Origin of the sequence: Vibrio profundi (assembly GCF_043642225.1) — a bacterium.
Classification (GTDB): Bacteria; Pseudomonadota; Gammaproteobacteria; order Enterobacterales; family Vibrionaceae; genus Vibrio; species Vibrio profundi_A.
Map to the genome: position 1 here is coordinate 87,719 of NZ_JBHZSF010000014.1, position 26,241 is coordinate 113,959.

General features: G+C 44.8%; 26 protein-coding genes. All 26 read right to left on the reverse strand.

Going from position 1 to position 26,241, the window contains the following annotated elements; all coding sequences use genetic code 11:
* Window positions 1-30 precede the first annotated feature (30 nt).
* Complete coding sequence (locus ACHUFI_RS18440; protein WP_394251791.1) at window positions 31-540, reverse strand: DUF2802 domain-containing protein; 510 nt, start codon at window positions 538-540, stop codon at window positions 31-33.
* Entirely contained in the window at window positions 540-1,034 is a 495-nt protein-coding gene (locus ACHUFI_RS18445) for a chemotaxis protein CheW (protein WP_137357629.1), read from the reverse strand. Before ACHUFI_RS18445 ends, ACHUFI_RS18440 begins: the two co-directional genes overlap by 1 nt.
* Window positions 1,035-1,071: 37 nt before the next feature.
* Window positions 1,072-2,118 (reverse strand): chemotaxis protein CheW, encoded by a 1,047-nt coding sequence (locus ACHUFI_RS18450; RefSeq protein WP_394251793.1) that lies wholly within the window; start codon window positions 2,116-2,118, stop codon window positions 1,072-1,074.
* The gene (locus ACHUFI_RS18455) at window positions 2,105-2,887 is read right to left on the reverse strand and encodes a ParA family protein (RefSeq protein ID WP_394251795.1); all 783 of its coding nucleotides are present in this window, start codon (window positions 2,885-2,887) and stop codon (window positions 2,105-2,107) included. Before ACHUFI_RS18455 ends, ACHUFI_RS18450 begins: the two co-directional genes overlap by 14 nt.
* A 9-nt stretch (window positions 2,888-2,896) precedes the next feature.
* Window positions 2,897-4,006, reverse strand: coding sequence for a protein-glutamate methylesterase/protein-glutamine glutaminase (locus ACHUFI_RS18460; protein ID WP_394251797.1), 1,110 nt, complete (start codon window positions 4,004-4,006; stop codon window positions 2,897-2,899).
* A gap of 12 nt (window positions 4,007-4,018) precedes the next feature.
* On the reverse strand, window positions 4,019-6,229 hold the full coding sequence (locus ACHUFI_RS18465; protein ID WP_394251799.1) for a chemotaxis protein CheA: 2,211 nt from the start codon (window positions 6,227-6,229) through the stop codon (window positions 4,019-4,021).
* Between the two features lie 9 nt (window positions 6,230-6,238).
* Window positions 6,239-6,958 carry a protein phosphatase CheZ gene (locus ACHUFI_RS18470; protein WP_394251801.1) on the reverse strand — a complete coding sequence of 240 codons (720 nt, stop codon included), beginning with the start codon at window positions 6,956-6,958 and terminating at the stop codon, window positions 6,239-6,241.
* 134 nt (window positions 6,959-7,092) lie between these two features.
* Window positions 7,093-7,461 (reverse strand): chemotaxis response regulator CheY, encoded by a 369-nt coding sequence (gene cheY, locus ACHUFI_RS18475; protein WP_137357623.1) that lies wholly within the window; start codon window positions 7,459-7,461, stop codon window positions 7,093-7,095.
* A 43-nt stretch (window positions 7,462-7,504) separates the two neighbouring features.
* Window positions 7,505-8,239, reverse strand: a complete 735-nt coding sequence (locus ACHUFI_RS18480; RefSeq protein WP_394251803.1) for an RNA polymerase sigma factor FliA — start codon at window positions 8,237-8,239, stop codon at window positions 7,505-7,507.
* The gene (locus ACHUFI_RS18485) at window positions 8,232-9,119 is read right to left on the reverse strand and encodes a MinD/ParA family protein (protein WP_394251805.1); all 888 of its coding nucleotides are present in this window, start codon (window positions 9,117-9,119) and stop codon (window positions 8,232-8,234) included. Before ACHUFI_RS18485 ends, ACHUFI_RS18480 begins: the two co-directional genes overlap by 8 nt.
* 12 nt (window positions 9,120-9,131) lie before the next feature.
* The gene (gene flhF / locus ACHUFI_RS18490) at window positions 9,132-10,619 is read right to left on the reverse strand and encodes a flagellar biosynthesis protein FlhF (protein ID WP_394251806.1); all 1,488 of its coding nucleotides are present in this window, start codon (window positions 10,617-10,619) and stop codon (window positions 9,132-9,134) included.
* 26 nt (window positions 10,620-10,645) lie between these two features.
* On the reverse strand, window positions 10,646-12,745 hold the full coding sequence (flhA, locus tag ACHUFI_RS18495) for a flagellar biosynthesis protein FlhA (RefSeq protein ID WP_394251808.1): 2,100 nt from the start codon (window positions 12,743-12,745) through the stop codon (window positions 10,646-10,648).
* 115 nt (window positions 12,746-12,860) lie between these two features.
* The gene (flhB, locus tag ACHUFI_RS18500) at window positions 12,861-13,991 is read right to left on the reverse strand and encodes a flagellar biosynthesis protein FlhB (protein ID WP_394251810.1); all 1,131 of its coding nucleotides are present in this window, start codon (window positions 13,989-13,991) and stop codon (window positions 12,861-12,863) included.
* 9 nt (window positions 13,992-14,000) lie between these two features.
* A complete protein-coding gene (gene fliR / locus ACHUFI_RS18505; protein ID WP_394251812.1) occupies window positions 14,001-14,783 on the reverse strand; it encodes a flagellar biosynthetic protein FliR in 783 nt (260 codons plus the stop codon).
* A 6-nt stretch (window positions 14,784-14,789) separates the two neighbouring features.
* Window positions 14,790-15,059, reverse strand: coding sequence for a flagellar biosynthesis protein FliQ (gene fliQ, locus ACHUFI_RS18510; protein WP_137357616.1), 270 nt, complete (start codon window positions 15,057-15,059; stop codon window positions 14,790-14,792).
* An 11-nt stretch (window positions 15,060-15,070) separates the two neighbouring features.
* Window positions 15,071-15,892 (reverse strand): flagellar type III secretion system pore protein FliP, encoded by an 822-nt coding sequence (gene fliP, locus ACHUFI_RS18515; RefSeq protein ID WP_394251855.1) that lies wholly within the window; start codon window positions 15,890-15,892, stop codon window positions 15,071-15,073.
* A gap of 43 nt (window positions 15,893-15,935) precedes the next feature.
* Window positions 15,936-16,337 (reverse strand): flagellar biosynthetic protein FliO, encoded by a 402-nt coding sequence (gene fliO, locus ACHUFI_RS18520; protein ID WP_394251815.1) that lies wholly within the window; start codon window positions 16,335-16,337, stop codon window positions 15,936-15,938.
* Complete coding sequence (fliN, locus tag ACHUFI_RS18525; protein ID WP_137357614.1) at window positions 16,337-16,747, reverse strand: flagellar motor switch protein FliN; 411 nt, start codon at window positions 16,745-16,747, stop codon at window positions 16,337-16,339. The genes fliO and fliN overlap by 1 nt, the downstream gene beginning before the upstream one ends.
* 24 nt (window positions 16,748-16,771) lie before the next feature.
* The gene (gene fliM / locus ACHUFI_RS18530) at window positions 16,772-17,818 is read right to left on the reverse strand and encodes a flagellar motor switch protein FliM (RefSeq protein ID WP_394251817.1); all 1,047 of its coding nucleotides are present in this window, start codon (window positions 17,816-17,818) and stop codon (window positions 16,772-16,774) included.
* A gap of 7 nt (window positions 17,819-17,825) precedes the next feature.
* Window positions 17,826-18,323: a flagellar basal body-associated protein FliL gene (gene fliL, locus ACHUFI_RS18535; protein ID WP_394251818.1), complete on the reverse strand. Its 498-nt coding sequence runs from the start codon at window positions 18,321-18,323 to the stop codon at window positions 17,826-17,828.
* A 47-nt stretch (window positions 18,324-18,370) separates the two neighbouring features.
* On the reverse strand, window positions 18,371-20,590 hold the full coding sequence (locus ACHUFI_RS18540; RefSeq protein WP_394251820.1) for a flagellar hook-length control protein FliK: 2,220 nt from the start codon (window positions 20,588-20,590) through the stop codon (window positions 18,371-18,373).
* Between the two features lie 195 nt (window positions 20,591-20,785).
* Window positions 20,786-21,223 carry a flagellar export protein FliJ gene (fliJ, locus tag ACHUFI_RS18545; RefSeq protein ID WP_394251822.1) on the reverse strand — a complete coding sequence of 146 codons (438 nt, stop codon included), beginning with the start codon at window positions 21,221-21,223 and terminating at the stop codon, window positions 20,786-20,788.
* A 7-nt stretch (window positions 21,224-21,230) separates the two neighbouring features.
* On the reverse strand, window positions 21,231-22,550 hold the full coding sequence (gene fliI, locus ACHUFI_RS18550; RefSeq protein ID WP_394251824.1) for a flagellar protein export ATPase FliI: 1,320 nt from the start codon (window positions 22,548-22,550) through the stop codon (window positions 21,231-21,233).
* Window positions 22,550-23,350 (reverse strand): flagellar assembly protein FliH, encoded by an 801-nt coding sequence (fliH, locus tag ACHUFI_RS18555; protein ID WP_394251826.1) that lies wholly within the window; start codon window positions 23,348-23,350, stop codon window positions 22,550-22,552. The genes fliI and fliH overlap by 1 nt, the downstream gene beginning before the upstream one ends.
* 84 nt (window positions 23,351-23,434) lie before the next feature.
* Window positions 23,435-24,493, reverse strand: coding sequence for a flagellar motor switch protein FliG (gene fliG, locus ACHUFI_RS18560; RefSeq protein ID WP_394251828.1), 1,059 nt, complete (start codon window positions 24,491-24,493; stop codon window positions 23,435-23,437).
* Window positions 24,486-26,228 (reverse strand): flagellar basal-body MS-ring/collar protein FliF, encoded by a 1,743-nt coding sequence (gene fliF / locus ACHUFI_RS18565; RefSeq protein ID WP_394251830.1) that lies wholly within the window; start codon window positions 26,226-26,228, stop codon window positions 24,486-24,488. The genes fliG and fliF overlap by 8 nt, the downstream gene beginning before the upstream one ends.
* Window positions 26,229-26,241 lie beyond the last annotated feature (13 nt).

The window sequence follows — 26,241 nt, forward strand, 5'->3', positions numbered from 1 at the left end:
ACATAATCTTGGAAAATAAGAATTCGAAAACTATCGAATATTTTTCCTGCGCGTTGGCTGCGACGGTGCTCGTCTGTCTTGGTCTGCACTAGGGTTACTACGAAGAGATGGGATCTTTTCTTTACCTGCTAACTTATTCTGCAAAGACATCATCAGCTCAGCTTCAGCTTTCGGAAGTTCACATTCCTCAATCAGCTCATTAATACCCGCCCCAAGCTGAACCATCTTGGTTGCTCGAGTATAAAGCCTGCCGTCAGTATCGGCATGTTCAAGCTCAACAACTCGCTCGTTCAGGTGCTTAATGATATCTTGCTGCTCGGTGACTCGTTGACCTAAACCGACCACAACAGAACGAACTTCCAGTAATTGCTTACTCGATTTATCCAGCTCTTTTTCAAGTGCTCTGACCTGTAAGCGGTACTGCTTGAGCTGTTGTTGAAGTATCGATTTAACTCTAAACAGCAAGACGACAAAAATTACTGCAACAAAACCTATACTGCCGAATAGCAGTATAGGGTTGGAAAGCATCGCTTCATCCATTATAGGTGAGCCATTTCATCCCATTCTTCATCGCTAAGTAGCTTATTCAAATCAACAAGGATAAGAAGCTTGCCATCACGGTTGCTTACACCCTGGATGAACTTAGCGCTTTCATCAGTACCAACGCTTGGCGTAGTATCGATTTCAGAAGAACGTAGGTAAACCACTTCAGCCACGCTATCTACCAGAATACCAATTACTTGACGCTCTGATTCAATAACAATGATGCGCGTGTTATCAGTAATTTCACCTTGCATCAGGCCAAAACGTGAACGAGTATCGATAACAGTAACTACATTACCACGCAGATTGATAATACCAAGTACGTAGTCAGGAGCACCAGGTACGGGAGCGATTTCACTGTAACGAAGAACCTCACGAACCTGCATTACGTTAATGCCGTAAGTTTCTTCTTCTAGTTGGAATGTCACCCACTGAAGTACTTCATCATTACCCTGATCTTTTCTTACTTCTACTTCGTTCGTTTGAGACATATTTAATCCTCTTAATGTCGTTCCCGACTCATTTTTATTAATCTAATGCTTTTACATCTAGCCCTGCATTAAGCATAGCTATTAACGCTTCAACATGAATCAAAGCACACATTTTTTCTTTAACCATACCGGCTAGCCAAGGGCGTTTGCCTGCTTGTTCTCGCCAGCGCACTTTTTCGGTGTTAAGCAGCTCTGTACCTTTTAGCTCGGTACTTGCCAAACCCCATAGGCTTTCACCTAGCATAACAATATATTGATAATTCTCTTTATGAGAGTCATCAATTAACTTCTCTGGCATCACCCATTTTGCGGTATCAACCACATCTAGCTGGTTATCTCGATTAGTTTGTAAACCCAGATACCAACCCGGACGCCCAATTAGGTGACTTAACTCGACAAGACGATGTATCCCACCAAGTTCGTCCAGTGGAACAGCGAACGTTACGCCATTCACGTCAAAGTACAAAACTTGGAAGTCTTCATCCCGAACGGTGCTTTCCCAAGATACAATATTTTGGCCATCACCAGACTCTGTCTGTAAAGCTGGCTCATTCTCAATTTCGTTCTCTTCAACCTCAGTAACCTCTACAGCTACGTCAGTGTCTGGCTCACTTACAACTTCTCCAGTATCCCAACTTTGAATTTCAGTTTCTTCAAGAACTGTCTCTTCAACTTGTTCAACAGTAACTTGAGGCTCAACTTCAGCAACCTGCGCAATCTGCTGAGTGTTTTGCTCCATCACCTCTTCTAGATTGAGTTCTGCTACTACATTCGTTGATTCCAACTGGCTAAGTAGCTTTTGAACGTCCTCTAAGTTAGGAGCTTCAAACTCTTCAGCCTTGAGGTCGGCGTAAGTGCTGAAGCCTTGAGGCTGAGGTTGTGGCTCTGGCTCTGGCTCTGGCTCTGGCTCTGGCTCTGGCTCTGGCTCTGGCTCTGGCTCTGGCTCTGGCTCTGGCTCTGCAGAGTTTATGTCAACGATATTATCTTCAAGCGGTTCTTCTTCAACTTCTACTGTTTCATCAAGTAACGCAGTAAAGTAATCATCCAATGCTTGTTCGCTTGAAAGCCCGTTATAGCTGCTCATCAATTGATAACCTCTCAAGGTAAATAAGCAGCTGCTTATAAGCAAAAACACCACGGCTACCAGATGCAAAGTGAGAAGCTGGCAACCTTTTCAAGCTCGCATCTCTAAATTTTGTATCGATAGGAACAGCAGATGACCATACTTGGTCAGGATAATCTTGCTTCAACTGTGTCAAAGTTTGTAACGACGCTTTGGTTCGCTTGTCATACATCGTCGGTACGATTGTCACTTTAAATGGGTCTTTGCGTGATTTCTGCATGATCGTTAGTGTTCGCACCATTCGCTCTAAACCTTTCATAGCGAGGAATTCAGTTTGAACAGGGATCAATATACGATCACTTGCCGCTAACGCATTGACCATCATAACCCCCAGAATTGGAGGGCAATCAATCAGTACGTAGTCATAATCATTTTTAAGCGCTTGTAAAGCACGCTTTAAAATAAGCCCCATGCCACTTCTATTTCCCATCACTCGGTCTAATGTCGCTAGAGACATATGAGCAGGGATAATATCAATGCCTTCGACACCTGTTTTTAACAACAGAGGCTTAACACTTTGCGGGGTATATTCTTTAAGTTGAAACAAGTCAAACAAACTCGCTTGCACTGAGTCAGAATCAAACCCTAAATAAGTAGTTAGTGATGCGTGAGGGTCAGTATCTACGAGCAAAACGCGGTGTCCTTTCTGGCTCAATAAACCAGCTAACGTCACCGTCGAAGTCGTTTTACCAACACCACCTTTCTGGTTTGCAACACTCCAAACTATCATGAGTCGTCCCTATGCCTGACCAACTTCAACAAGCATTCGCTCGGCAATGCGCTCAAGCGGTAGGTCTTCTGTTGAAAGCCCCGCTTTAGCGACCGCTTGTGGCATGCCGTAAACAACGCAGCTTTCTTCATCTTGAGCCCAAATAGTCGCTCCTGCAGATTTAAGCATTCGCGCACCTTCACGGCCGTCAGCACCCATTCCCGTCAATACCATCGACAAGACTTTATCGTTGTAAATTTTAGCCGCTGAGCCAAAAGTCACGTCAACACAAGGTTTGTAGTTCATGCGCTCACCACCATCAATAATGCGTAGGCGTGCAGAACCAGGACGACCATCAATCATCATTTGCTTACCACCAGGCGCCAAGTAAGCAACTCCTGGCTTGAGTACGTCACCATCTTCCGCTTCCTTAACTTGAATCTTACATAAAGTGTTCAAGCGACTTGCAAATGCAGCAGTAAAGGTTGCTGGCATATGCTGAATAAGCACGATCGGGTGAGGATAGTTTGCAGGCAAACGCGTCAATATTTTCTGTAGAGCAACAGGTCCACCAGTCGATGTTCCAATTGCTGTTAACTGGTATTTCTTACCTGTCGCTTTGAAACGAGCTGATGCCGCAGGTGCGCTTGGCGTTGCCGCACTGCGGGTTGCAGGTGAAGCTGTTCTTGGTTGAACTGGACTTGATGCAGGGCGAGCAACAGGAGCACGTCTCATCATTCCTCTTTTAGAGGCAATCTGAATGACGCGCTGTTGCAGCAAAGAAACTGCATCATCACGGTTACGTGCAATGTCTTCAAATTTCTTAGGTAAGAAATCCAATGCGCCTGCATCTAATGCGTCAAGGGTCGCTTTGGCACCATCGTGAGTCAGTGATGAAAACATCAAAATTGGCGTTGGACATGCGGCCATGATTTCACGGACAGCGGTAATACCGTCCATAACTGGCATCTCGATGTCCATAGTAATTACATCAGGTTTTAGTTGCTTAGCTTTTTCAACGGCCTCTCGACCGTTGACTGCAACATCCATCACCTCTAGGCGAGCTTCTGAGTTGATGATTTCACTCACACGGCGGCGAAAGAAACTCGAATCATCAACAACTAATACTTTAATCGCCATATCTATCCTTAATTATATTCTCGAAGCAGCTGCGTACTGCTTCAATAAATCTGGCACATCTAGAATCAATGCAATGTGACCATCGCTCGTAATCGTCGCACCAGCCATACCAGGGGTGCCTTGCAGCAAGTTATCTAATGGCTTGATAACCACTTCTTCTTGCCCAATTAGTGCGTCCACCACAAAGCCAACTCGCTGACTGCCAAGTTGCACAATAACAACATGGCCGTGGCCTTTACGTAATTCAACCAGACCAGCTTGTGGTGCTAACCAGTTCTGCAAGTAGAACAACGGGATAGATTTTTCACGAACAATAATGGTCAACTGTCCATCGACGACATTGGTGCGACTTAAATCTAAGTGGAAGATCTCATTTACAGATGCCAGTGGCAGTGCAAATGGGTGTCCAGCTACGCCAACCATCAATGTTGGTAGAATCGCTAACGTTAATGGCACCTTGATTGTGATCTTAGTACCTTTACCCATTTCAGAGTCGATATCGATTGAACCATTTAGAGTGTTGATCGCGGTTTTCACCACGTCCATGCCCACACCACGGCCAGAAATATCAGAAATCTGTTCTTTACTCGAGAATCCTGGTGCAAAGATCAAATTGAAACATTCTTTGTCAGATAAGCGTGACGCAGCATCTTCGTCCATGATCCCGCGTTTCACTGCGATACCACGAAGTTTATCTGGGTCCATACCGCCGCCATCATCTACGATAGCCAGTTCAATATGATCACCCTCTTGCGATGCAGATAGAATCACTTTACCGGTACGTGATTTACCCGCTTGAACACGATCTTCTGGCATCTCGATACCATGGTCAACGGAGTTTCTCACTAAGTGAATCAATGGATCGGCAAGCGCTTCAACTAAGTTTTTATCAAGATCCGTTTCTTCACCACGCATCTCTAAAACAATGTCTTTTTTCAAGCTACGAGCCAAGTCGCGTACCACTCGAGGGAAACGACCAAATACTTTCTTAATTGGCTGCATTCGCGTTTTCATTACCGCGCCTTGCAAGTCAGCAGTTACAACATCTAAGTTAGACACTGCCTTAGCCATTTCTTCATCGTTACTATTTAAACCAAGGCTCACCAAACGGTTACGCACCAATACTAGTTCGCCAACCATGTTCATGATGGTATCAAGAGTAGAAGTATCAACACGAACTGTTGCTTCTGCTTGCTGCTTCTTCGCAGCAGGTGGTTTAGCTTCAGCTTTAGCGGGAGCCGGCGCTTTAGCCGCAGGTTGGGCCTTAGGCGCAGCAGGAGCCGCTTTAGGTGCAGGTGGCGGTGTTGCTGGTTCCGGAGCTTTCTCAGGAGCTGGGTTTGCTACTGCTGGTTTAGTCGCGGCTTCAAGCTCTTCTGGTGACGGTCCGTTTCCAGAGCCATGCAGTTGATCCAAAAGCTTTTCAAATTCTTCATCCGTCATCAAGTCATCGCCACCAGGAACAGCTGACACTGGAGTTGGAGGAGGCGTAACGGGTGGAGGTGGAGGAGTTGCTGCACCATCAGATGTCGGGCTGTTTCCAGCGCCATGTAATTCATCTAGTAGTTTTTCAAATTCATCATCGGTAATGTCGCCGCTTGCAGGAGCGGCAGGGGCTGGAGCAACGGGAGCAGCTTGTGGCGCGGCAGCAGCTGATGGCGCAGAGCCTTTACCGTGTAGTTCATCCAACAGCTTTTCGAATTCGTCTTGCGAGATTTCATCAACAGATGCAGCGCTTACGGATTCTACTTCCGGTGAGGGCGCAGGTGCTTCAACAACCGGTTCTTCAATAACTGGCGCGACTTCTTGCGCAGCAGGAGCGGCTTCTTCTTCAGACTCTGGTCGACACAAGCGATGCAATTCATCAAGCAACGCTTGCTCTGCAGGAACTAAAGGCTCTCTATCTTGAACAGCTTGGAATTGGTGGTTAACGGTATCTAACGCTTGGAGCATCGTGTCCATTAAGCTCGCAGATACGCTACGCTGACCATTTCTAAGAATATCAAACACGTTTTCTGCACCGTGACAAGTATCCACTAGCTCAGTAAGTGCCAAGAATCCTGCACCACCTTTAACAGTGTGGAACCCACGGAAGATCGCGTTTAACAGATCTTTATCGTCAGGGTTATTTTCTAGTTCTACCAATTGCTCAGATAGAAGCTCTAATATTTCTCCGGCTTCAACCAAAAAGTCCTGAAGAATATCTTCATCTAATTCGTAGCTCATACGTTACCTTTAAAATCCGAGACTCGACAACAAATCGTCAACTTCATCTTGAGATGCCACTGCATCCGTTCTTTCTTCAGGGTTCAAGATTGGCCCTTCAGGTTCGATGGATGCTTTCTTATCTTTGTCGGCGGTTTGTTCTGTCTGACTAGCACCAAATGCTGTAAGAATTTCAACCAAGCGTCCTTCCACTTCATTCACTAAAGTGATGACTTTGCTGATTATCTGACCAGTAAGATCTTGGAAGTCTTGTGCCATTAAGATTTCTGTTAACTGTCCACGTAGTTCGGTGCTATCCCCTTCTACTTGGACAAGTAACCCATCAATGCGGTGACATAGAGCTTTAAATTGAGCTAGCTCGATTCGACCATGCATCAGTTCATTCCATTGCGGCCTTACCTGCAATAAGCATTCGTGTAAGTTGTCCGCTATTGGCAAGCAACGATCGACAGCGTCCATCGTTTTGTTTGCCGCTACCTCAGTTTTATCGATGACATATTGAAGGCGATCCCTTGCATCGGGGATTTCGTCATTTGCGATTTCACTCATACGATCATCAAGATTGAATTGAGTCAAAGAATTATGGAGGTCGCGTGTCAGAGTTCCAATCTCTTGCAGCATAGGGTTAGTCGCACCCTCATAAATGCTACGTACAAGATTATCCGCTTCTTGTTGTTCTTCAGCTTCAAGCAATTGGACCAATTGTTTCGCTTGTTCTAATGAAATCATCCTGATTAGGCCTTTCTCCGCATATACGCAACGCTACTTTAGAAAAGGAATGGCTGACTGAAATAGAAAGCCATTACTTAAAACATTAGTTCTCACTAATTAGGGCAGCGTCCTGAAGACAAAGTTTTTAGTGCTTATAAACGCTCAAAAATTTTGTCTAGTTTTTCTTTTAATGTTGCGGCAGTGAATGGTTTAACAATGTAACCATTTACGCCAGCCTGTGCGGCTTCAATAATCTGTTCACGCTTTGCTTCAGCTGTGATCATCAGAACTGGCAAATGTTTTAGTTCTGCATCAGCACGGATGTTTTTAAGCAAATCGATACCTTGCATACCTGGCATATTCCAGTCAGTTACAACGAAGTCGAATTCACCTTTTTTAAGCATCGGTAGTGCTGTCAAACCATCATCAGCTTCTTGAGTGTTGTTGAAGCCCAAGTCACGTAATAAGTTCTTAACAATACGTCGCATTGTTGAGAAGTCATCAACAATGAGAATTTTCATATTTTTGTTCAAAATTGCCTCCACTGAGTAAGAATCAGTGTTATTAGTCGTTCTGTGTCCATGCACTAAGCTTAGTGCGTAAACGCTGCATCGATTGGCTCAATATTTGGCTGACACGAGATTCGCTGACACCCAATACTTCTCCAATTTCCTTTAAGTTTAGTTCTTCATCATAATAGAGCGAAAGTACTAGTCCTTCACGCTCTGGAAGCTGTTTTATTGATTCGATCAATGCTTCTCGGAAAGATTCATCTGCAACCCCTTGAAAAGGCGCGTTGTCTTTCGAATCTTCGTTTGGTGAAATCGCATCATCCGATACGCCCAAATCTTCAATACCGACTAGCCTTGAGCAATTAATGTCTGTTAAAGCACTATGGTATTGTTCTAATGATAATCCCATGTGTTTCGCCACCTCTGCATCGCTCGGGTCGCGGTTTAACAAACCTTCGAGTTCTGAAATCGCGTTACTAATCTCTCGATTATTTTTATGTACTGATCTCGGAACCCAATCTCCACGGCGAATGTCATCAAGCATTGCACCGCGTATTCTAATTCCTGCGTAAGTTTCGAAACTTGCGCCTTTTGAACCATCATAATTTTGCTGTGCTTCAATCAAACCAATCATGCCGGCTTGAATCAAGTCATCAACTAAAACATTAGGCGGTAATCGCCCCAATAAGTGATGAGCGATACGTTTAACCAGCACCGAATACTTCTCAAAAAACGCCTGTTGGCTATTGAGATTTGCATGTTGGTCATAAGTAAGCGCTTTATTCACCAAACGGTTCCTCTAAGAATTCACTTCGGTTAAGAAGTCTCTCAACAAAAAACTCTAAATGTCCACTTGGCGTTTTTGGGATCGGCCAAGTTAACGCTTTATTTGCTAATGAGCTAATTGCAAGGGCTGCTGGAGAGCGTGGAAAAGCATCTACAACAATCTTTTGCTTTTTAACTGATTGACGCACTTTATCATCTAACGGAATACATGCTACGAGTTCAAGGCTCACATTCAAGAAGCGCTCTGTGACCAAGGTCAACTTTGCAAATAATTCTCGGCCTTCGCGGTAGCTTCTGACCATATTTGCAACAACTTTAAAGCGTTGTACTTGATGCTCCCTACTCAATAACTTGATTAAGGCATATGCATCCGTGATAGAGGTCGGTTCATCACAAACCACCACAACGACATCCTGTGCGGCACGCGAAAAGCTCACAACCATATCAGATATACCTGCTGCCGTATCGATTAGCAAGATATCCATTTCATCTTCTAGTGAACCAAATGCTCGAATCAATCCAATATGTTGAGCATGAGATAGCTCAGTCATACTTTGCGTGCCCGAGGTCGCAGGGATGATTTTAATGCCGTGTGGACCTTCCACTATCGCATCTTTTAATTCACATTCACCCGCAAGAACATGGCCTAAGTTACGTTTGGAACGAATTCCAAGCATAACGTCGACATTTGCTAAGCCTAAGTCAGCATCAAGTACCATGACTTTTTTGCCCTGACGTGCCATGCATATCGCTAAGCCAAGCGTGACGTTTGATTTACCAACCCCACCTTTACCACCCGTTACTGCGATAACTTTGGTCAGTGAAGGCTTCGTTAAGCGACGAAGGCCGCTAGCTTGATCTTGTATCATATTTTCAGTCATATTTATCGCCGCCTAGAGTCCTTCGGAATCACTGTTCCAGTAATGAGGTTCATTCTCTGTCGACTTTTCTAGCAACTCATTAGCCTTAGCAATCATATACTTAGGCTGCGCTATAACAATATCTTCAGGAACTCGTTGACCGTTTGCAATGTAAGCCACTGGCAACGCGTTTTGAATTACTACACTGATGAATTCACCTAAACTCAACGATTCATCAAGTTTAGTCATGATGCATCCAGAAAGCGGGATGCGTCTAAAGTGTTCGATCGTTTCTTGTAATACTTTTCTTTGAGCCGTCGCAGGTAAAACTAAGTAACTGTGAATTACCGAACCACTTTCCTGCATCAACGTATCAAGTTGTTCTGAGAGGCGTACATCGCGTTGGCCCATACCTGCAGTATCAACCAAAATTAGACGACGATTCCTTAGCTGATATATTACATCGGCTAACTCACTGGAATCTTTAGCAACTCTTACAGGACAACCCATAATTCTTCCATAAATGGACAGTTGCTCATGCGCACCGATACGATAGGTATCTGTCGTGACCAGTGCGACATTATCAGAACCGTATTCCATTGCCGCTCTTGCGGCCAGTTTCGCGACTGTTGTCGTTTTACCCACGCCCGTAGGGCCGAGTAACGCAACAATTCCACCACGTTTTAAAATATCTTGCTTGGTGACCGTAATTTGGTCAGCAACCAATGCGAGTAACGCTTTCCAAGCTCGAGCCGGCTTTGTGTCTTCTGGAATATAACAAGCCATCTGATCCGCGAGCTCTTGGGATACTCCCATACGTTCAAGCCTTTTTATCAGCATAGCTCTAAGCGGTTCTCTTCGCTCAACTTCCTGCCACATTAGGCCAGATACTTGATGCTCAAGAAGGCGTCGTATAGACGTCATCTCTTCACGCATCGTTTCCATTTCACTATCAGAGCCTGATTGTGGAGCCATTTCACGCCCGCGATCATAACGTGTTGGGTCAAGGCGAGGAGTAGGCCGTTCCACTCGTCTGTCTTCCGCGATCAGTTTCGCTAAACCCGATTGTGTTGACTGACGATTATCATCATCGTTATAACGTGAACTACTCTTGGCTTGGCGATTCAACAAAGCCGACAAAGAGTCTTCGTTCTCAGCTTTATGATCAGATTCATTTTCAGCGCCGGCACTATACTGCTTAAGCATATTGGCAAAGCGCTTAGTCATTGAACGCCCGGCTTCAGAACTCGCTTTCAAGCTCACTCTGTCTTCATCAAGCTGACGGCGAGAAGCATTTTTTGACGGCGCTGCCATTTGAGAATATTGGCTCGGAGCCGGTTGTTGCTTTGGAGCTCGAGTCGTAGCCGGTGAATTTGCTGTCTCACCATCAATAGCTGCAACAATTTCAACCCCACCAGCGACTTTCTTGTTAGACATAATCACAGCTTCAGAGCCAAGCTCTTCTTTCACTTGAAGCAGCGCCGTTCTCATGTCTTTGGCAAAAAATCGTTTAATCTTCAATTCAATAATCCGTATTTTCTAGGGGATCAATTACCAACAGCTTGCACTATTCGAATTTGCTTTTCGTCTGGTATTTCTTGGTAAGACAGCACTCGTAAACTTGGTATTGTATTTTTCACAAACTTCGCCAATGTTGAACGAAGTACACCAGACGTTAACAGTACAGCCGGCTCACCTTTCAATTCTTGCTCTTGCGTTGCTTGGCTAAGCGAGGTTTGTAAACGCTCTGCCAAACCAGGCTCTATACCTGCCGACTCACCACCAGACGCCTGCATAGTTTGATGCAAGATTTGTTCCAGCTCAGGAATTAAAGTAATCACTGGCAACTCAGGCTCTATCCCATTGATTTCCTGAACAATTAGTCGTTTCAACGAAATCCGAACCGCGGCTGTAAGAATGTCAGGTTCTTGACTTTTACTTGAGTACTCTGACAAGGTTTGAACTATTGTTCGGATATCTCTAATCGGTATCGCTTCATTCAACAAGTTCTGCAGAACTTTCACCACAACGCCCAAAGACAACTGATCAGGGACAAACCCTTCTACCAATTTCGGCGTTGAGCGACTCAACATTTCCAATAGGTTTTGAACTTCTTCATGTCCAATTAACTGTGAAGCGTTATTAGTCAGTAGTTGGCTCAAATGTGTCGCTAAAACCGTTGAGGAATCTACTACAGTATAGCCCAGTGCTTGCGCATGCTCTCTTTGGTCTTCTTTAATCCATACCGCTTCTAATCCAAAAGCAGGATCAATTGTCGGTTCACCTTCAATCATCCCGTAAACTTGGCCTGGGTTAATCGCTAATTCTTGATCTGGACGAATCTCCGCTTCACCAACGGCAACACCCATCAAGGTAATTCTGTAACTATTGGGCGTAAGTTCTAGGTTGTCACGGATATGCACCGCTGGGATTAGAAAGCCAAAATCCTGAGAGAGCTTTTTACGCACACCTTTAACTCGTTCAAGTAGCTCTCCACCTTGGTCTCTGTCCACTAGGGGAATAAGGCGGTAACCCACTTCTAAGCCAATAATGTCAACTGGTTGAACATCGTCCCAAGATAGTTCCTTTTGAGCACTAGCTTCACCGGCCTGCTCTTGTGTGGCGGGTACACTGGCTTCTTTTTCGGCTTCTTTTTGTTTCTTGGCAATGAAGTAAGCACCAGCTCCAGCAATAACCGCAAGGGAAAGAAATGAGAAATGAGGCATACCTGGCACAATACCCATCACCCCAAGAATACCGGCAGTAATCATCAAGGCTTTAGGGTTGTCGAACATCTGGAAGACAAGCTGCTGCCCCATGTCTTCATCTGTGTTTTGACGCGTTACCATCATTGCAGCGGCTATCGATAGCAGTAGTGATGGGATTTGAGCAACAAGGCCATCACCAATCGTTAGGAGCGTATAGATCTCGATAGCAGTCCCAAAGTCCAAATCGTACTGGACCATACCGATACTCAATCCACCAATAATATTGATAAATAGAATCAAAATACCGGCGATGGCATCACCTTTAACGAATTTTGAAGCACCATCCATCGAACCATAGAAATCCGCTTCTTTGGTCACTTCAAAACGTCGAGTTCGGGCTTGGTCTTGATCAATAAGGCCTGCATTTAAGTCGGCATCAATCGCCATTTGTTTACCAGGTAAGGCATCCAATGTAAATCGAGCGCTTACTTCCGAAATACGGCCAGCACCTTTTGTCACAACCATAAAGTTAATGATCATCAAGATCAAAAACACCACTAGACCAACGGCGTAGTTACCACCAATAACGACATTACCAAAGGCTTCAATTACGTTACCAGCAGCATCGCCCCCCTCGTGACCATTCAAAAGAACCACACGGGTAGAGGCTACGTTTAGTGCAAGACGCAATAACGTGGCAATAAGAAGTACGGTTGGAAAGGCAGCAAAATCCAGTGGGCGACGTGTATAGACGGTAACCAACAGCACAACCATCGCCAGAGCAATATTGAAGGTAAAAAACATATCCAACAAAAATGCTGGAATAGGTAGCACCACCATCGCCAATGTGGAAAGAACCATAACAGGAGCACCGATCGCAGGCATCGCTCTATTTGGTATCGCTGGTAATTTATCCGCAAACGGGAGAGAAAATTTCATAGTGTCTAATTACATCTTCATATTATTTGGCGATGGAAGGAGGTTGAAGCAATCTCTATACCATTCTTAACGTCAATTTAATGTCACTTTAAATGTATGATTTTTATTAATTTTATTAGTGACGCAGTTCTGGTGGTATCGTCATGTTTTCATCTTGAAGCTTAGGCCTCTGACCACCACGTTTTCGATACTGTTTTAACTGGAAAACATACGCAAGTACTTGCGCGACAGCGGTAAATAGCCCATCGGGTATTTCTTGCTCTAATTCCGCAGTATGGTACAACGCTCGAGCTAAAGGAGGCGCTGGCACAATATAAATATCATGCTCCCTAGCGATTTCTCTGATCTTCATCGCCATGTGATCAACGCCCTTCGCCACCACTACAGGTGCTTTATCAGTATCTTGCTTATATCGTAACGCCACCGAAAAATGCTCCGGGTTCGTTACAATCACATCGGCTTGAGGTACATCCGCCATCATTCGACGCTGTGCTGCCTCACGTTGCAACATACGAATACGACCTTTTACTTCCGGTTTACCTTCAGTGTCTTTGAATTCGTCTTTGACTTCTTGCTTGGTCATCTTCAATTGGTCGGCGTGTTGCCAAATTTGAAATGGTATATCAATGGCAACCACGACCAACAATGAGCAGCTGATCAGTAGAATGAAATTTAAAAGTATATCTAACGCATGAAAAATATTTTGAGGGTAGACATCCATACTGAGTTGCATCAGATCTGCTTGTGAAGCTTGAATCAAATAGATGGCAACACCAGAAACCAGCGCCACTTTCAGTATCGACTTAATCAGCTCAACCCAGCTTTGTAAGCCGAACATGCGCTTTATACCACTTAATGGGTTCATCTTCGATGCTTTGGGCATAGCAGCTTGAGCTGAAAAACTAATCCCACCAACCCCTGCAGCGCCAATCATCGCGGCAATAAACAAAGTCAGTAGAATTAAGAATAGCGGAAACAATAGATTCGCTAATGCGCCACCCGCTATCTCAAACAGCTTGGAGGTATCAAATATTTCTTCTCGACTTAGTGAGAATAAACGCCCCATGGTTTCAAACATGGCTTTAGACATGCTTTCACCAAACCACATCAATGCTATCGCACCCACGATGAGCACCGATGCCGATGCCAGCTCTTTAGACCTTGCAACCTGCCCTTTTTCTTTGGCCTGTTGCAAGCGTCTGGGCGTGGCGTCTTCTGTGCGTTCTTGACCGTCTGACTCTGCCAAATCAGCCTCCTAACAATCCAGTCGGATTAAGCGACATATTTGTTGCTCTCCTTGCATCCAGAATAGCTCATAGTGACTGTATAAACCGCCTAATATGTACCAACAAAGCAGTAAGCCGACTAACAGTGCAAAAGCAAAACCAAGCGAGAATATGTTCAGCTGAGGAGCAGCACGCGTCATTACACCGAATGATAGGTTAATCGTGAGTAGAGCAATGATCCCGGATAAAGACATAGCTAACGCCGTTTTAAACATAATGCCGAGCCACAATGCGATTTCTCGAAAGTCTACTGTCGTCAATGAACCACTGCCAATAGGCAAAGTTTTAAAGCTGAATACGACCAACTGCAGCATCTTCAAATGACCATCTGTCACCAAGAAGAACATGGTCGCCAAAAACATAAAAAGTTGACCTAGAACCGGCGTATTTTGACCATTCGCCGGGTCGACCATCGACGCAAAACCTAAACTTGATTGCATACCCAAGATCTGCCCCAACATAACAAAAGTTTGGATCATCAATTGGGTTACAAACCCCATCGCCACACCAATAATGATTTGCTCTAGAAGAATCAAGAAGCCTTGCGGTGACAGCAATTGGATATCGCTAGGAACGGCTGGAATTGCGGGCATAACAGCAAAGGTAATTGCTAGCCCCAAATACAATCGAATACGTGGAGAAACAAATCGAGCTCCCGTGACTGTCATTACCATCAACATTGCAGATATACGAGTGTAAGGCCAAAAATAGTTGGCTAACCACTCGAGAACAATTGTCGTTGGATACTCCATAGCGGACTAATACAGCACTTGAGGGAGTCGCTCAATAATGTCGAAGAAAAACTCCATCATCATTTGAGTCATCCAGTGAGCAAATAGCATCAAAGCCAGTAGCGTCACGATTAAACGCGGTAAGAAACTCAACGTTTGTTCGTTAATAGAGGTGGCGGCTTGGAAAATGGCGACCACTAAGCCTATCAACAAACTTGGTATGATAATGGCACACACCATGATCAATACCATCCAAAGTGCATCTCTAAACAGTTCGACGAATATCTCTGGATTCATTATTCCTCCAGCTACAAGGCAAAACTGCCGGCGAGTGTGGAGAGAATCAAGTTCCACCCGTCAACTAGTACGAACAACATTAATTTAAATGGCAGTGATACAATCATAGGAGAAAGCATCATCATACCCATTGCCATCAAGACTGATGCAACAACCAAGTCGATGATTAGGAATGGCAAAAAGAGCATGAAACCTATCTGGAAAGCGGTTTTTAACTCTGATGTAATAAACGCTGGAATCAGCACCGCCATTGAAACATCTTCAGGGTTTGCCACATTTGAACCTGATATTTCAACAAATGTTTCTAAATCCTTAATTCGTGTTTGTTTAAGCATGAAAGCTCGTATCGGCTCCTGAGCTACATCAAACGCTTGTCTCGCCGAAATTTGCTCATTGATATAAGGCTGAACCGCTTGTTCATTCACCTCGTTAATCACTGGCGACATAATAAAAAAGGTGAGGAAAATCGCGATACCAATAATGACTTGGTTAGATGGTGTTTGTTGCAAGCCCATCGCCTGACGCAGGATCGACATGACGACAACGATTCGGGTGAAAGATGTCATCAGAATAACCATTGCAGGCAAGAAGCCTAGCATGGTCATCAAAGCCAGTATTTGCAGGTTAATCGAGTAGTCTTCGCTACCATCTGGGTTGGTAGTCATTGTGAAAGCAGGAATTCCCCCACCAGACACACTGCTCGAAGAGACAGTTTGTGCCGCTCCCTGCTCTTTTTCCATCGCAGATACTGTGATGCCTTCAGCACCTACGGCCGTTGCAGGAATAGGCGTCGAAATCTCTTCTTGAGCAAACGAAACACCAGAAATCAACATCGAGGCGATGAGGGCAATTTGAGCGAGTAAAACCAATATGCGATTATTTTTTAGCATCATTTTTGAGTAATTGAGTTAACTGAGATGAAAATGACGTTTTTTCAAGCGCCTCTTGGCTTAAAGGTTTATCCAATTTAGAAAGTAGCTGAATAGACTGAGGCGTGATCCCAACAAGAAATTGTTCTTCACCAGCTTGAACAATGGCAATTCGCTCTTTGGTACCGACAGGAATTTGCCTAACCACAGACAAACCCTGCTGATTTACCATAGATGGAACCTGCATTCGCTTGAGCAGCCATGCTATAAATAAAATAAAAGCGATAACCAAAAGAAGCGACCCAAATGTAGTCGCTAAATCTAGTGTGGCAGCATCGGCTGCAAAAGCAGTAGGCGTCAATACTAATGTAGTGAATAGTACGCCTACTAGAATGACAGGAAGCTTCATTAACGAAGTTTCTTGATACGTTCAGTTTGGCTGATTACATCAGTGAGACGAATACCAAACTTGTCGTTTACTACAACCACTTCACCATGAGCGATGAGAGTACCGTTAACCATTACATCAAGCGATTCTCCCGCGATACGGTCTAGCTCCACAACAGAACCTTGGTTCAACTGAAGTAAGTTTCGAATGCTAATCTGAGAACGACCAACTTCCATCGAAATCGTGACCGGAATATCCATAATGGTATCCAGCTTACGACGCTCATCCTCAGAAATTGGCGTTGAAGAATCGGTTAACTCATCTAGTGGTGCCGCAAGTACATCATCGACATCAACCGCTGGTGCATCGGGATCTTCGCCAAGTGCAGCGGCCCATTCGTCAGCTAGCTTTTGGTCTTCACTCGGTTCCATACTCAATCCTATAGTTTGTTTCTATTATTCTTCTGTGTCTTCATCGCCATCTAAGTCAGACATAATGTCTTTGCCTAAGAAAGCTAGATCGGTTTTAACCACATGTGGTCTTTCAATTTTTTCTGAGACTTGTACAGCTAACTTGTCACCTGAACGCCCCATTTTCACGCGGTACGTCGGCAGTTCTTCTACAAACATCGTCGCGTTTTCCGGCATCTCGATCGGGATAACGTCACCTGGGCGTAACTCCATTAGGTCTCTTAGTGAGATATCTCGCTCTAAAAGATTCACTCGGAAGTTAACTGGTACATCCATAATTTCATCGCGTAACGCTGAGCTCCAACGTACGTCGGTTTCCATTTTGTCAGATTGCACACCAGCATCGAGCAATTCACGTATGGGCTCAACCATGGAATAAGGCATAACGACGTGGAAGTCACCACCGCCACCATCCACTTCAATATGGAACGAGCTCACCACAATCACTTCTGTCGGGCTAACAATATTCGCCATACTTGGGTTCACTTCTGAATCCAAATACTCAAACTCAACCCCCATTACCGGAGACCAAGCTTCTTTGTAATCTTCAAATACGATTTTCAGTAATAACTGAATAATACGCCTTTCTGTCGGTGTGAATTCACGACCTTCGATCTTGGCGTGGAAACGGCCGTCACCGCCGAAAAAGTTTTCCACCAAAATGAAAACTAAACGGGCTTCCATTGTGATTAACGCTGTGCCTTTTAATGGTCTGAAACGCACCATATTCAAGCTAGTAGGTACATACAATGTATTTTGGTATTCACCAAATTTCATCATTTGTACGCCGTTTATCGAAACCTCTGCTGTTTTACGCAACATATTAAACAAACTGATACGCATATGACGCGCGAAACGTTCGTTAATAAGCTCGAGCGTTGGCATTCGACCACGAACGATTCGGTCTTGAGAAGAGAAGTCAAAGTTAACCGCATTTTCGGATTCAACTTCAACAACCTCATCTACCTCTTCTACGTCGTCGACACCATGAAGCAACGCATCGATTTCGTCTTGGCTTAATAAATCGGTCACAAGTTACCTATTGGATTACAAAGTCAGTAAACAATACTTTTTCGATCACAGGCTGACCAACCGCTTGAGTCAGACTTGCTTTAATATCTTCCGTCGCTTTTTCACGCAATTCAATTCGCCCTGTTGGTGAGCGAAGTTGATCAACCGTTGCCGAAGCAAATGTCGCCAGCAAGGTACTTTCAACTAAAGGTGAATGGTATCGCGCTAAGTCTTCATTTTGAGTACCACGAACCATTAACTGAGCTTTGATTTGCACTAGGCGGTCTTTACTGTCGCCAGATACATTAAACAGGAAAGGTTGAGGAATATTCACATAAGCCACCGGCTCCGCGACTGCCATTTCAACTTCAGCGGCCGCCGTTTCTTCTGACGCCGAATCATCTGAGCCCATCAGGAAAAATGCCGCTCCACCACCAGCCGCGAGTAACACAACGACAGCGATAATAATGATCAATAACTTACTTTTGCCTTTTGGGGCTTCTTCGGGTTGCTGTTCTTCTGCCATAACTTTCTCTAAGTATTTTAGTTTTAATTACTTACGCGCTTTTAATTCTAGGCATAATAACTAATTCCATCACGCTTTGATGCGACATTCAATTCAAGATTGATGTCAGAATCAAGGTTTTCATCCCCTTGCACACCATTTGTGCTGTTGTTTCCTTCTTGGCCACCATTTCCGGCGCTATTGTAACCATCACGCTGCTGACCTGATGCTTGCTGCTGAACAGAAGAGTCTGAAAGCTGCATGCCTTGCTGCGCTAACATCTCTCTCAAGCGGGGAATGGTTTGTTCAATTATTTCACGTGCTTGAGGGTTAGAAACGGTAAAGTGGACATTGGCAACATCGTTATTCATCGTCATGCGAATCTGCATACGACCAAGTTCAGGCGGGTCTAAACGTATGTCTAAATTTTTTAAATTTTTAGACATCATCATTTGTACTTTTTCCGCGACTTGTTCATTAGCAAGCTCTTTGGTCAGCTGTAAAGGCGCTTGCTGCATTGCCTGGATCTCTGCTCGAGTCGGTGTGCTAGTGGAAACGCCTTGCTGCCCAGACGCGGCTGATATTTGCTGGGCTAATGTGCTTTCTTTTGAGTCATCTTTGGACTGACCGCGAGACAAACTTGCAGCCGCTACACCAGCGGCACCCGCCTTGAGCATAGCTTCAGAGCTAGCAGATTTACCCACACTCACGGGGGCAATAGAAGGATTTGTTGCCAATGAAGTTGGGTCTAAAGTAGCGGCCGAAGGGCTCGCTGAAGTTTGTGTTGCGCTCTGCATAACGCTTTTATCGGAAGCAGTTGCAGCTTGAGCTTGCTGATTTAATACCTGGTGTACTGAAGCAGCAACACCAGTCTGGGCTGCTTTGGTCGCCAGTTGGTTATCTGTCGCCGCCACCTTCACATCAGACACAGGCTGAGCGCCCCATGCAATTGCGGCTTCCGGTGGTAATTCTGTATTGCTCAATTCAGGGGCCGTCACCAAAAACTCCAACTGGTCATTCAATTTCACCAGCTCAGTATTTGCTGTCGCTAACGTTTGTTGCTCTTTCTGAGTTAACGGCTGGCCGCTCGCTTCTTTAATGAGAATTTCACTGGCAACTTGCTCTACTTCAACGATCTGAGCTTGCACCTGTTGAACGGCTATTGCTAATTGCTCTGGGCTTACTTGGCTAATGGAAGGCTCGTTCGAATTCGACTGCGTCGCGACACCAGCCGCAACACCAACTGCTGTCACTATTTCAGGAGATGCTGTCGTCGAGCTTTCAGCCACTAAGTGTTGGATTTGTTCTGCAGTCATAGGCCGATTGACTTCAGAAGCAACTGTCGCAGCTTGAGGTGAAACAAGCTTAGTGTTCACAATCTCGTTACTATTTACTGATTTCAGTTGGTTAGTACTGACTGCTTGTGCTGTTGCTCCACTAACAGCTGCGGCATTTATAGCGACTTCCCCTTCAAGCGCCTGTTTCTCACCTTGTTCCGGCTCAATAAATCGTTGCAAGGATTCCGGAACATCTTCAGATACTTGACTCGAGGCTTGGCCATTATTCTTAGTGATCTCTCCACTATTGTCACCGGTTACAGTGGTAGTGACAGTGGCAGTGACAGTGGCAGCCTCGGTCATATCTATTTGTTGAGCTTGAGGCAAGGCTTTGCCGTCTGTTGATTCAATCTGCTTGTAATTTTGTGGTTGCAGTGTTTTATTGGCTTCGTCCAATTGGCCAAGAAGCTTATTTCCTTCATTCATTGCAACCGTCGCTTTAGAAGCAGACTCAATATCTTTACTCTCAACAGCTGTAGCAGAGCTATGGTCCAAATTCACTTTGGCATTAGATTGAACTTGTTCTTGCGATACGGCACCTACATCTTTCTTAGCTTCCGTTTGTTCAAGCTGCGTTTTAGAACCACTTTCTACATCAAGCTCCGCTCCAGTTTTCGCTTTCAATACGGCTTCTGTACTCGCATCGTCCGTCGCAATTTCAACATCATCACCCGATACTTTCGCTTTAGCTTCAGAAACTTGCCCTTCTTCGACCTCAGTTGACTCTTTTGAAGACTTCCCTTCTGTTGATGATGCTTTTTCTGTCTTAATAACTTCCGTCTCACCCTTTCCTTCAACGGGATTACCTTCCTTTGAAGAAAACACATCCGTTAACGTTTCCAAAAAGCCTTTAGATTCCCCGCTTTCTCCTAGCTTAAAATCAGAACCACCGGCTTCTGATGCTAGGGCGGTTTTTGAAGTCGACGATGTTGTTGGAAGGCTAATATTCATATCAACGAACTCTATATTGATTGCTTACGATAAGCATGAAGAAAGCAAACTGGTTATATCGCTTCTTGGCATTACGACATAAAAGCGATTATTGATTGTATACAAGCAAGAAGTGAGCCAATGAGTGGAGATGGATTGGCGACATATACGAAGATTGGAGAATTGGAACTAAGTACTCACTAACGATGTAGGTCGCTAGTTACGTCGTCGACTATAGAGCAGCGTAGAGAACTCATCCATTTGCTTTTGCTCTCGTTTGTCTTGAAGCTTTTGCTGCTCAGTCTGCTTTTTCTCGATAAGCCATTCATAAGATTTTCTCTGCTTACGCAGTTCCATCCAGTAGTCTTGGCAGTTATCAACTTGGCTTTTAAAGTGTTGCTCTGCTTCTCTTTGTTTCGACAACGTTTCATCTAACTGTGTCAAAAATCGATTTAGATGGCCATATTGACTGGCTGTAAGCCCCTGTTTCCCTCTATCAACAAGCTGTTGGCAATAATCCAAACGATACTGCTCAATCTGAGACACTTGCTGATAGTAGTCTTGCAGTTCTGCATTCGCCTTATTCAAAGCCAATACCGCTTGGCTTTCTTTTTCTTTTGCCTGCTCTAACAAAAACTCTAATGCATTATCCATGAATCAATTACCCACCTAGTACGTGTTTAAGCATATTCACGCACATCTCGTAAGGCACCGACTCTTTCATTTTCTGCTGGAGATACTCGTCAAGCTTAGGTTTGAGTGTAAACGCACTGTCTATCGCCGGATCGGTTCCCGGTTTATATGCACCAATCGAAACAAGATCTTGGTTTTTACGGCAAATAGACAGGACTTGTCTCACCGCTTTCGACATCAACACATGCTCTTCAGTGGTAATTTGTGGCATCACACGGCTAACAGACTTTTCAACATCAATGGCTGGGTAATGGCCAGCATCGGCCATTTCACGTGATAACACCACGTGACCATCGAGGATCGCACGTGACGCATCTGCAATCGGGTCTTGTAGATCGTCACCTTCCGTTAGTACGGTAAAGAAAGCGGTAATTGAACCTTGCTCATCACTACCGTTACCCGCACGTTCAACCAACGCTGGAAGCTTGGCAAACACTGAAGGCGGATAACCTTTAGTCGCCGGCGGCTCACCAACAGACAACGCAATTTCACGTTGAGCTTGAGCAAAACGTGTCAGAGAATCCATTAACAGCAGAACATCCAACCCTTGATCTCGAAAGTACTCCGCGACAGTTAATGCGGTTTGGCAACCTTTCAATCTCATTAATGGTGAGGCGTCTGCAGGTGCCGCGACAACAACAGAACGCTTACGACCATCTTCACCAAGGATTTCTTCGATGAACTCTTTAACTTCTCGACCACGCTCACCAATTAACCCCACAACAACAACTTGCGCGGTTGTACCTCGGGTCATCATCCCTAGCGTTACGGACTTACCCACACCAGAACCGGCAAACAACCCGATACGTTGGCCTTTGCCTACTGTAAGTAAGCCATTAATCGCTTTAAGTCCTACGTCTAGAGGTTCAGAAATTGGCTTTCTTGCCAAAGGGTTGATTGGTTCAGCATTAAAAGAAGCACGATGCTCAGTGTACAATGAACCTAAACCATCAATGGGATTGCCTACACCGTCAATGACTCGGCCAAGCAGTTCCATACCAACTGGAATACCGCTTTCACCAGTCATGGGAGTCACTTTCGCGCCGGGCAAAATACCGGTAATTTGCTCACTAGGCATCAAAAACAAGTTGTCGCCAGAAAAACCTACCACTTCCGCTTCCATTTCACCTGACATGGTTTCAACAAGACATAAGCTACCTATTGGCGCTTTACAGCCTGTCGCTTCAAGTGTTAATCCGACCACTCTTACCAAACGGCCAGAAGCGATTGGTCGGGACTTTAGGCCTTGAGTTTTGTATTGTCCTAAGCGTTCAGCTAGCTCTAACATTACTCATGTCCTTGATGACGGTTTGCGCCACAAAAGCTTTGAATAACACTACGTACACGTTCTTCCATTCGATAATTTACACTCGACTCACCAGCCTCGATCTGCACATCACCACGATTTAACGCAGGTTCTGAAACCAACGTCCAATTGCGGCAGTCCAGTTCATTTTCACCATAAGCAGAGCGAATAATTTCAACATCTTCCGGGTGTAATTTCAGCGTAATTGCATGCCCTGAGATTGGCAGAGACTCTACCGATTCTTTAACGGTATCTAGGATAATTTGCGGATTAGTTTGCACTTCGATGTGAACCACTTCTTTCACTAACATCAAAACCATGTCAACAAGTTGCTTTTCAACTTGAGCATTCATTAATTCTAATGGTTGAGCAAACTGATTAGCTAAACCCATAAAAACGGCCACTTGTTGTTGGATATACTCTTGACCAGCTGTCACGCCTTCAAGCTTACCGGCTTCAGTCCCTTCAGCGTGCCCTGCTATATAACCTTCTTCTTTGCCTTTTTCAAAGCCCTGCTTAAAACCGGCTTCTTGGCCTTGATGTAAACCTTCCTGGTAAGCGCCTTGTTTTATTTGTTCAATTTGCTCTTCGGTTAAAACTAACTCTTCGTCCTCAATCGCTTCTTCGACTGTGGGCATCCAACTTGGGTCATAATTGAAAGCAGTCTCTTTCGCACTTTTGTTTACTTCCGAGCTGTAATCAGGCAGCCCCCACTTTTGAGGCTCAGCGACGGTTTGATCTTCATCGGGTCTTAAGAAACCGCGTTTTCTCTCACTGGACATAATAATTCCTACCAAAGTGTGGATAACAAATAAGAGTATTAAAATGCAAAAAGCCCCAATTTCTGGGGCTTAACGAGTTCAAAGTTATAGGAATTCGTCGGCACCGCCAGACAGCATAATTTCGCCACTGTCTGCCATTTTCCTCGCGATACCCAAGATTTCTTTCTGAGCCGCCTCTACGTCAGAAACCTTGACTGGTGGCATTGCCTCAATATCATCACGCATCATATCGGCAGCACGTTTAGACATGTTCTTGAAGATCTTCTCACGCAATCCGTCGTCAGCACCTTTAAGAGCTTTCTGCAGAACATCTTGAGGAACATCACGAAGAAGTTTCTGAACGCCTTGGTCGTCGACTTCAATAAGGTTCTCAAACACGAACATAAGATCTTGGATTTGAGTCGCCATGTCTTCGTCTTGATCGCGGATTTGATCCATTAGCAAGCCTTCAACATTGTTATCCATGTAGTTCATGATTTCAGCAGCAGCTTTCAGGCCACCAATTTTCGCCGCTTGAGCACCAGCTTGACCCGCAAACTGTTTCTCCATGATTTCGTTCAACTCAGCAAGAGCTGATGGCTGAACTTCTTCAAGGTTAGCAATACGCATCATCAAATCTAAACGGACGCGTTCAGGGAATTGAGATAAGATTTCCGCAGACTGATCCGCTTCTAAATAAGAGAGTACGATGGTTTGAATCTGAGGGTGCTCATTAATGATGATGCTCGCCACTTGCCTTGGATCCATCCACTTCAAGGAATCCAAACCTTTCGATCCAGTTCCCAGTAGAATTTGATCAACCAAATTGTTGGCTTTGTCTTCGCCCAAAGCGGCAACAAGCGCATTACGCATGAAGTCTTCACTGCCCATGCCAATGTTGGTGTATTTTTGAATATCATCCAAAAAGGCGCGATGAACCGCCCCAACTTTTTCTTGGGACAAGTCACTGGCGCGAGCCATAGCGCTACCCACTCTTTGAACTTGCTTTGGCTCTAAATGACGAATGATACCAGCGGCGTCTTCTTCATTTAAGCTCAGCAATAAAATGGCCGCTCGCTCATCACCAGAAATCGTCGAAATATCAACATCGTTTACTTCGGCGACTTCACCACCACCGGCTTGCTCTACTATTTCGTTAGCCATCTGCCATCCAATTCTTCACAACTTGCGCTGCGAGCTCTGGTTCATTCGCAACCAATGCTCTCACCGCCTTCAATACATCTTCATCTTTATGAAGGTTAGGTAAATCGATGCTTGAACCAAATTCAAAGAGTTCTCCGCCTTCGATATCACCACCAATTAGACTTGTCTCACCATCAGCACCAATAGGTAAGCCGTCCGGTCCGTACATCTGGTCATCATCTTCATCAGACGCTGGGTTAAGTAGTTTCTTCATCGCCGGTCTTACAAGAACAAGAACGACAACAATGATAACGAGGGCACTTGCAAACCAACGAACCCAATCGTTAAAGTTCGGGTGTTCCCAAATTGGAACATCAGGGACTACGTCTGTCACCTGAGGAGCAAATTGGACACTCAGTACATTCAGCAAATCACCGCGCTGCTCACTAAAACCAATCGTGCCAATCAGAACTTGGCGGATAGCGCTGATCTCACTTTCACTTAATGGAGTATGAGTCACTTCACCAGTATCAGGGTTAACCGCCTGTCTATCTTTAATGGCAACAGACACCGTTTGACGGTTCACAATACCGCTCTGCTTTCTCTCGTGGCTAATTGTCGTGTCTAGCTCAAAGTTACGTGTCGCTTCTTTATGAACGGAGCCTTGCCCCATAACAGAGCCATCTTTCATTTGAGCCACATCTTGAGGAATAGAAGCATCGGCTGGGGGTTGATTACTCAAGGCTCCAGGAACACCAGCTACAACATTACCGTTATTATAGTCTTCCAGAGTATATTCGCTGCGGGTTGCCGCAGTGCTTGGGTCAAAACGCTTACGAGTTTGCTCCACTGCACTGAAATCTAACTGAATGTCGACTTGAGCGGTATAATTACCGAAACCTAGAATAGGGATCAGAACAGAGTCAATTTTCTCACGTAACGCTTGTTCTTGGTTGCGCTCCAGCTCGTGCTCTTTACGGCGAGCTGCAGACATAGGGTCCTGTGAACCCGAACTTAGCAAGCGGCCATGCTGATCAGTAACAGTGATTCGCGAAGTTTTCATATTCGGTACAGCACTTGCGACCATATCAACAACGGAATCAATTTCTTGTTGCTTGAGGTTAGCGCCGGTTTTTAGCGTTAAGAATACCGATGCGGATGCTTCTTGGTTATGTCGAACAAACACACTGCGTTTAGGTAAAGCTAATAAAACCTGAGCTTTACGCACTTGCTTCATCTGCTCGATAGCCTTAGCTAATTGTCGTTCACGGCTTAACTTTAGACGTTCTTGCTCGAGCCTTTGCGAGACACCAAAACCCATGTCTTGCATTAAGATGTCGTCACCAGCATTTTTCTGCTGATTGACACCGGCACGAACCATATCTAACTTCAAGTTGTTATATTCACTTGAAGGTACCGAAATCGTATTACCATCTAGTTTGTATTCGATCTTCTGTTGGTCAAGATAATCTAATACCGGAATCAACTCTTCTGTTTCATAAGCACCAAGTGGACGCATTTCTGGCTCTTTAACCCAGAAAAACAGCATCACAATTAACGCCACACAAATTGAAATGGATAGAACAAGAACAACTTGGCGCAGAAGATCTAAATCTCCTACCGCCATGTCAAATTTGGAGGAACTACGTTCTTCTAGATCCGGATTCTGACCTTCAGAATCAAGGTCAGAGGTAGCCACCATCGAATGGTCGCTATCTGCTACTGCTAAATCCGTTGATTGATTATCATCAGCCACTAATTACTACCCA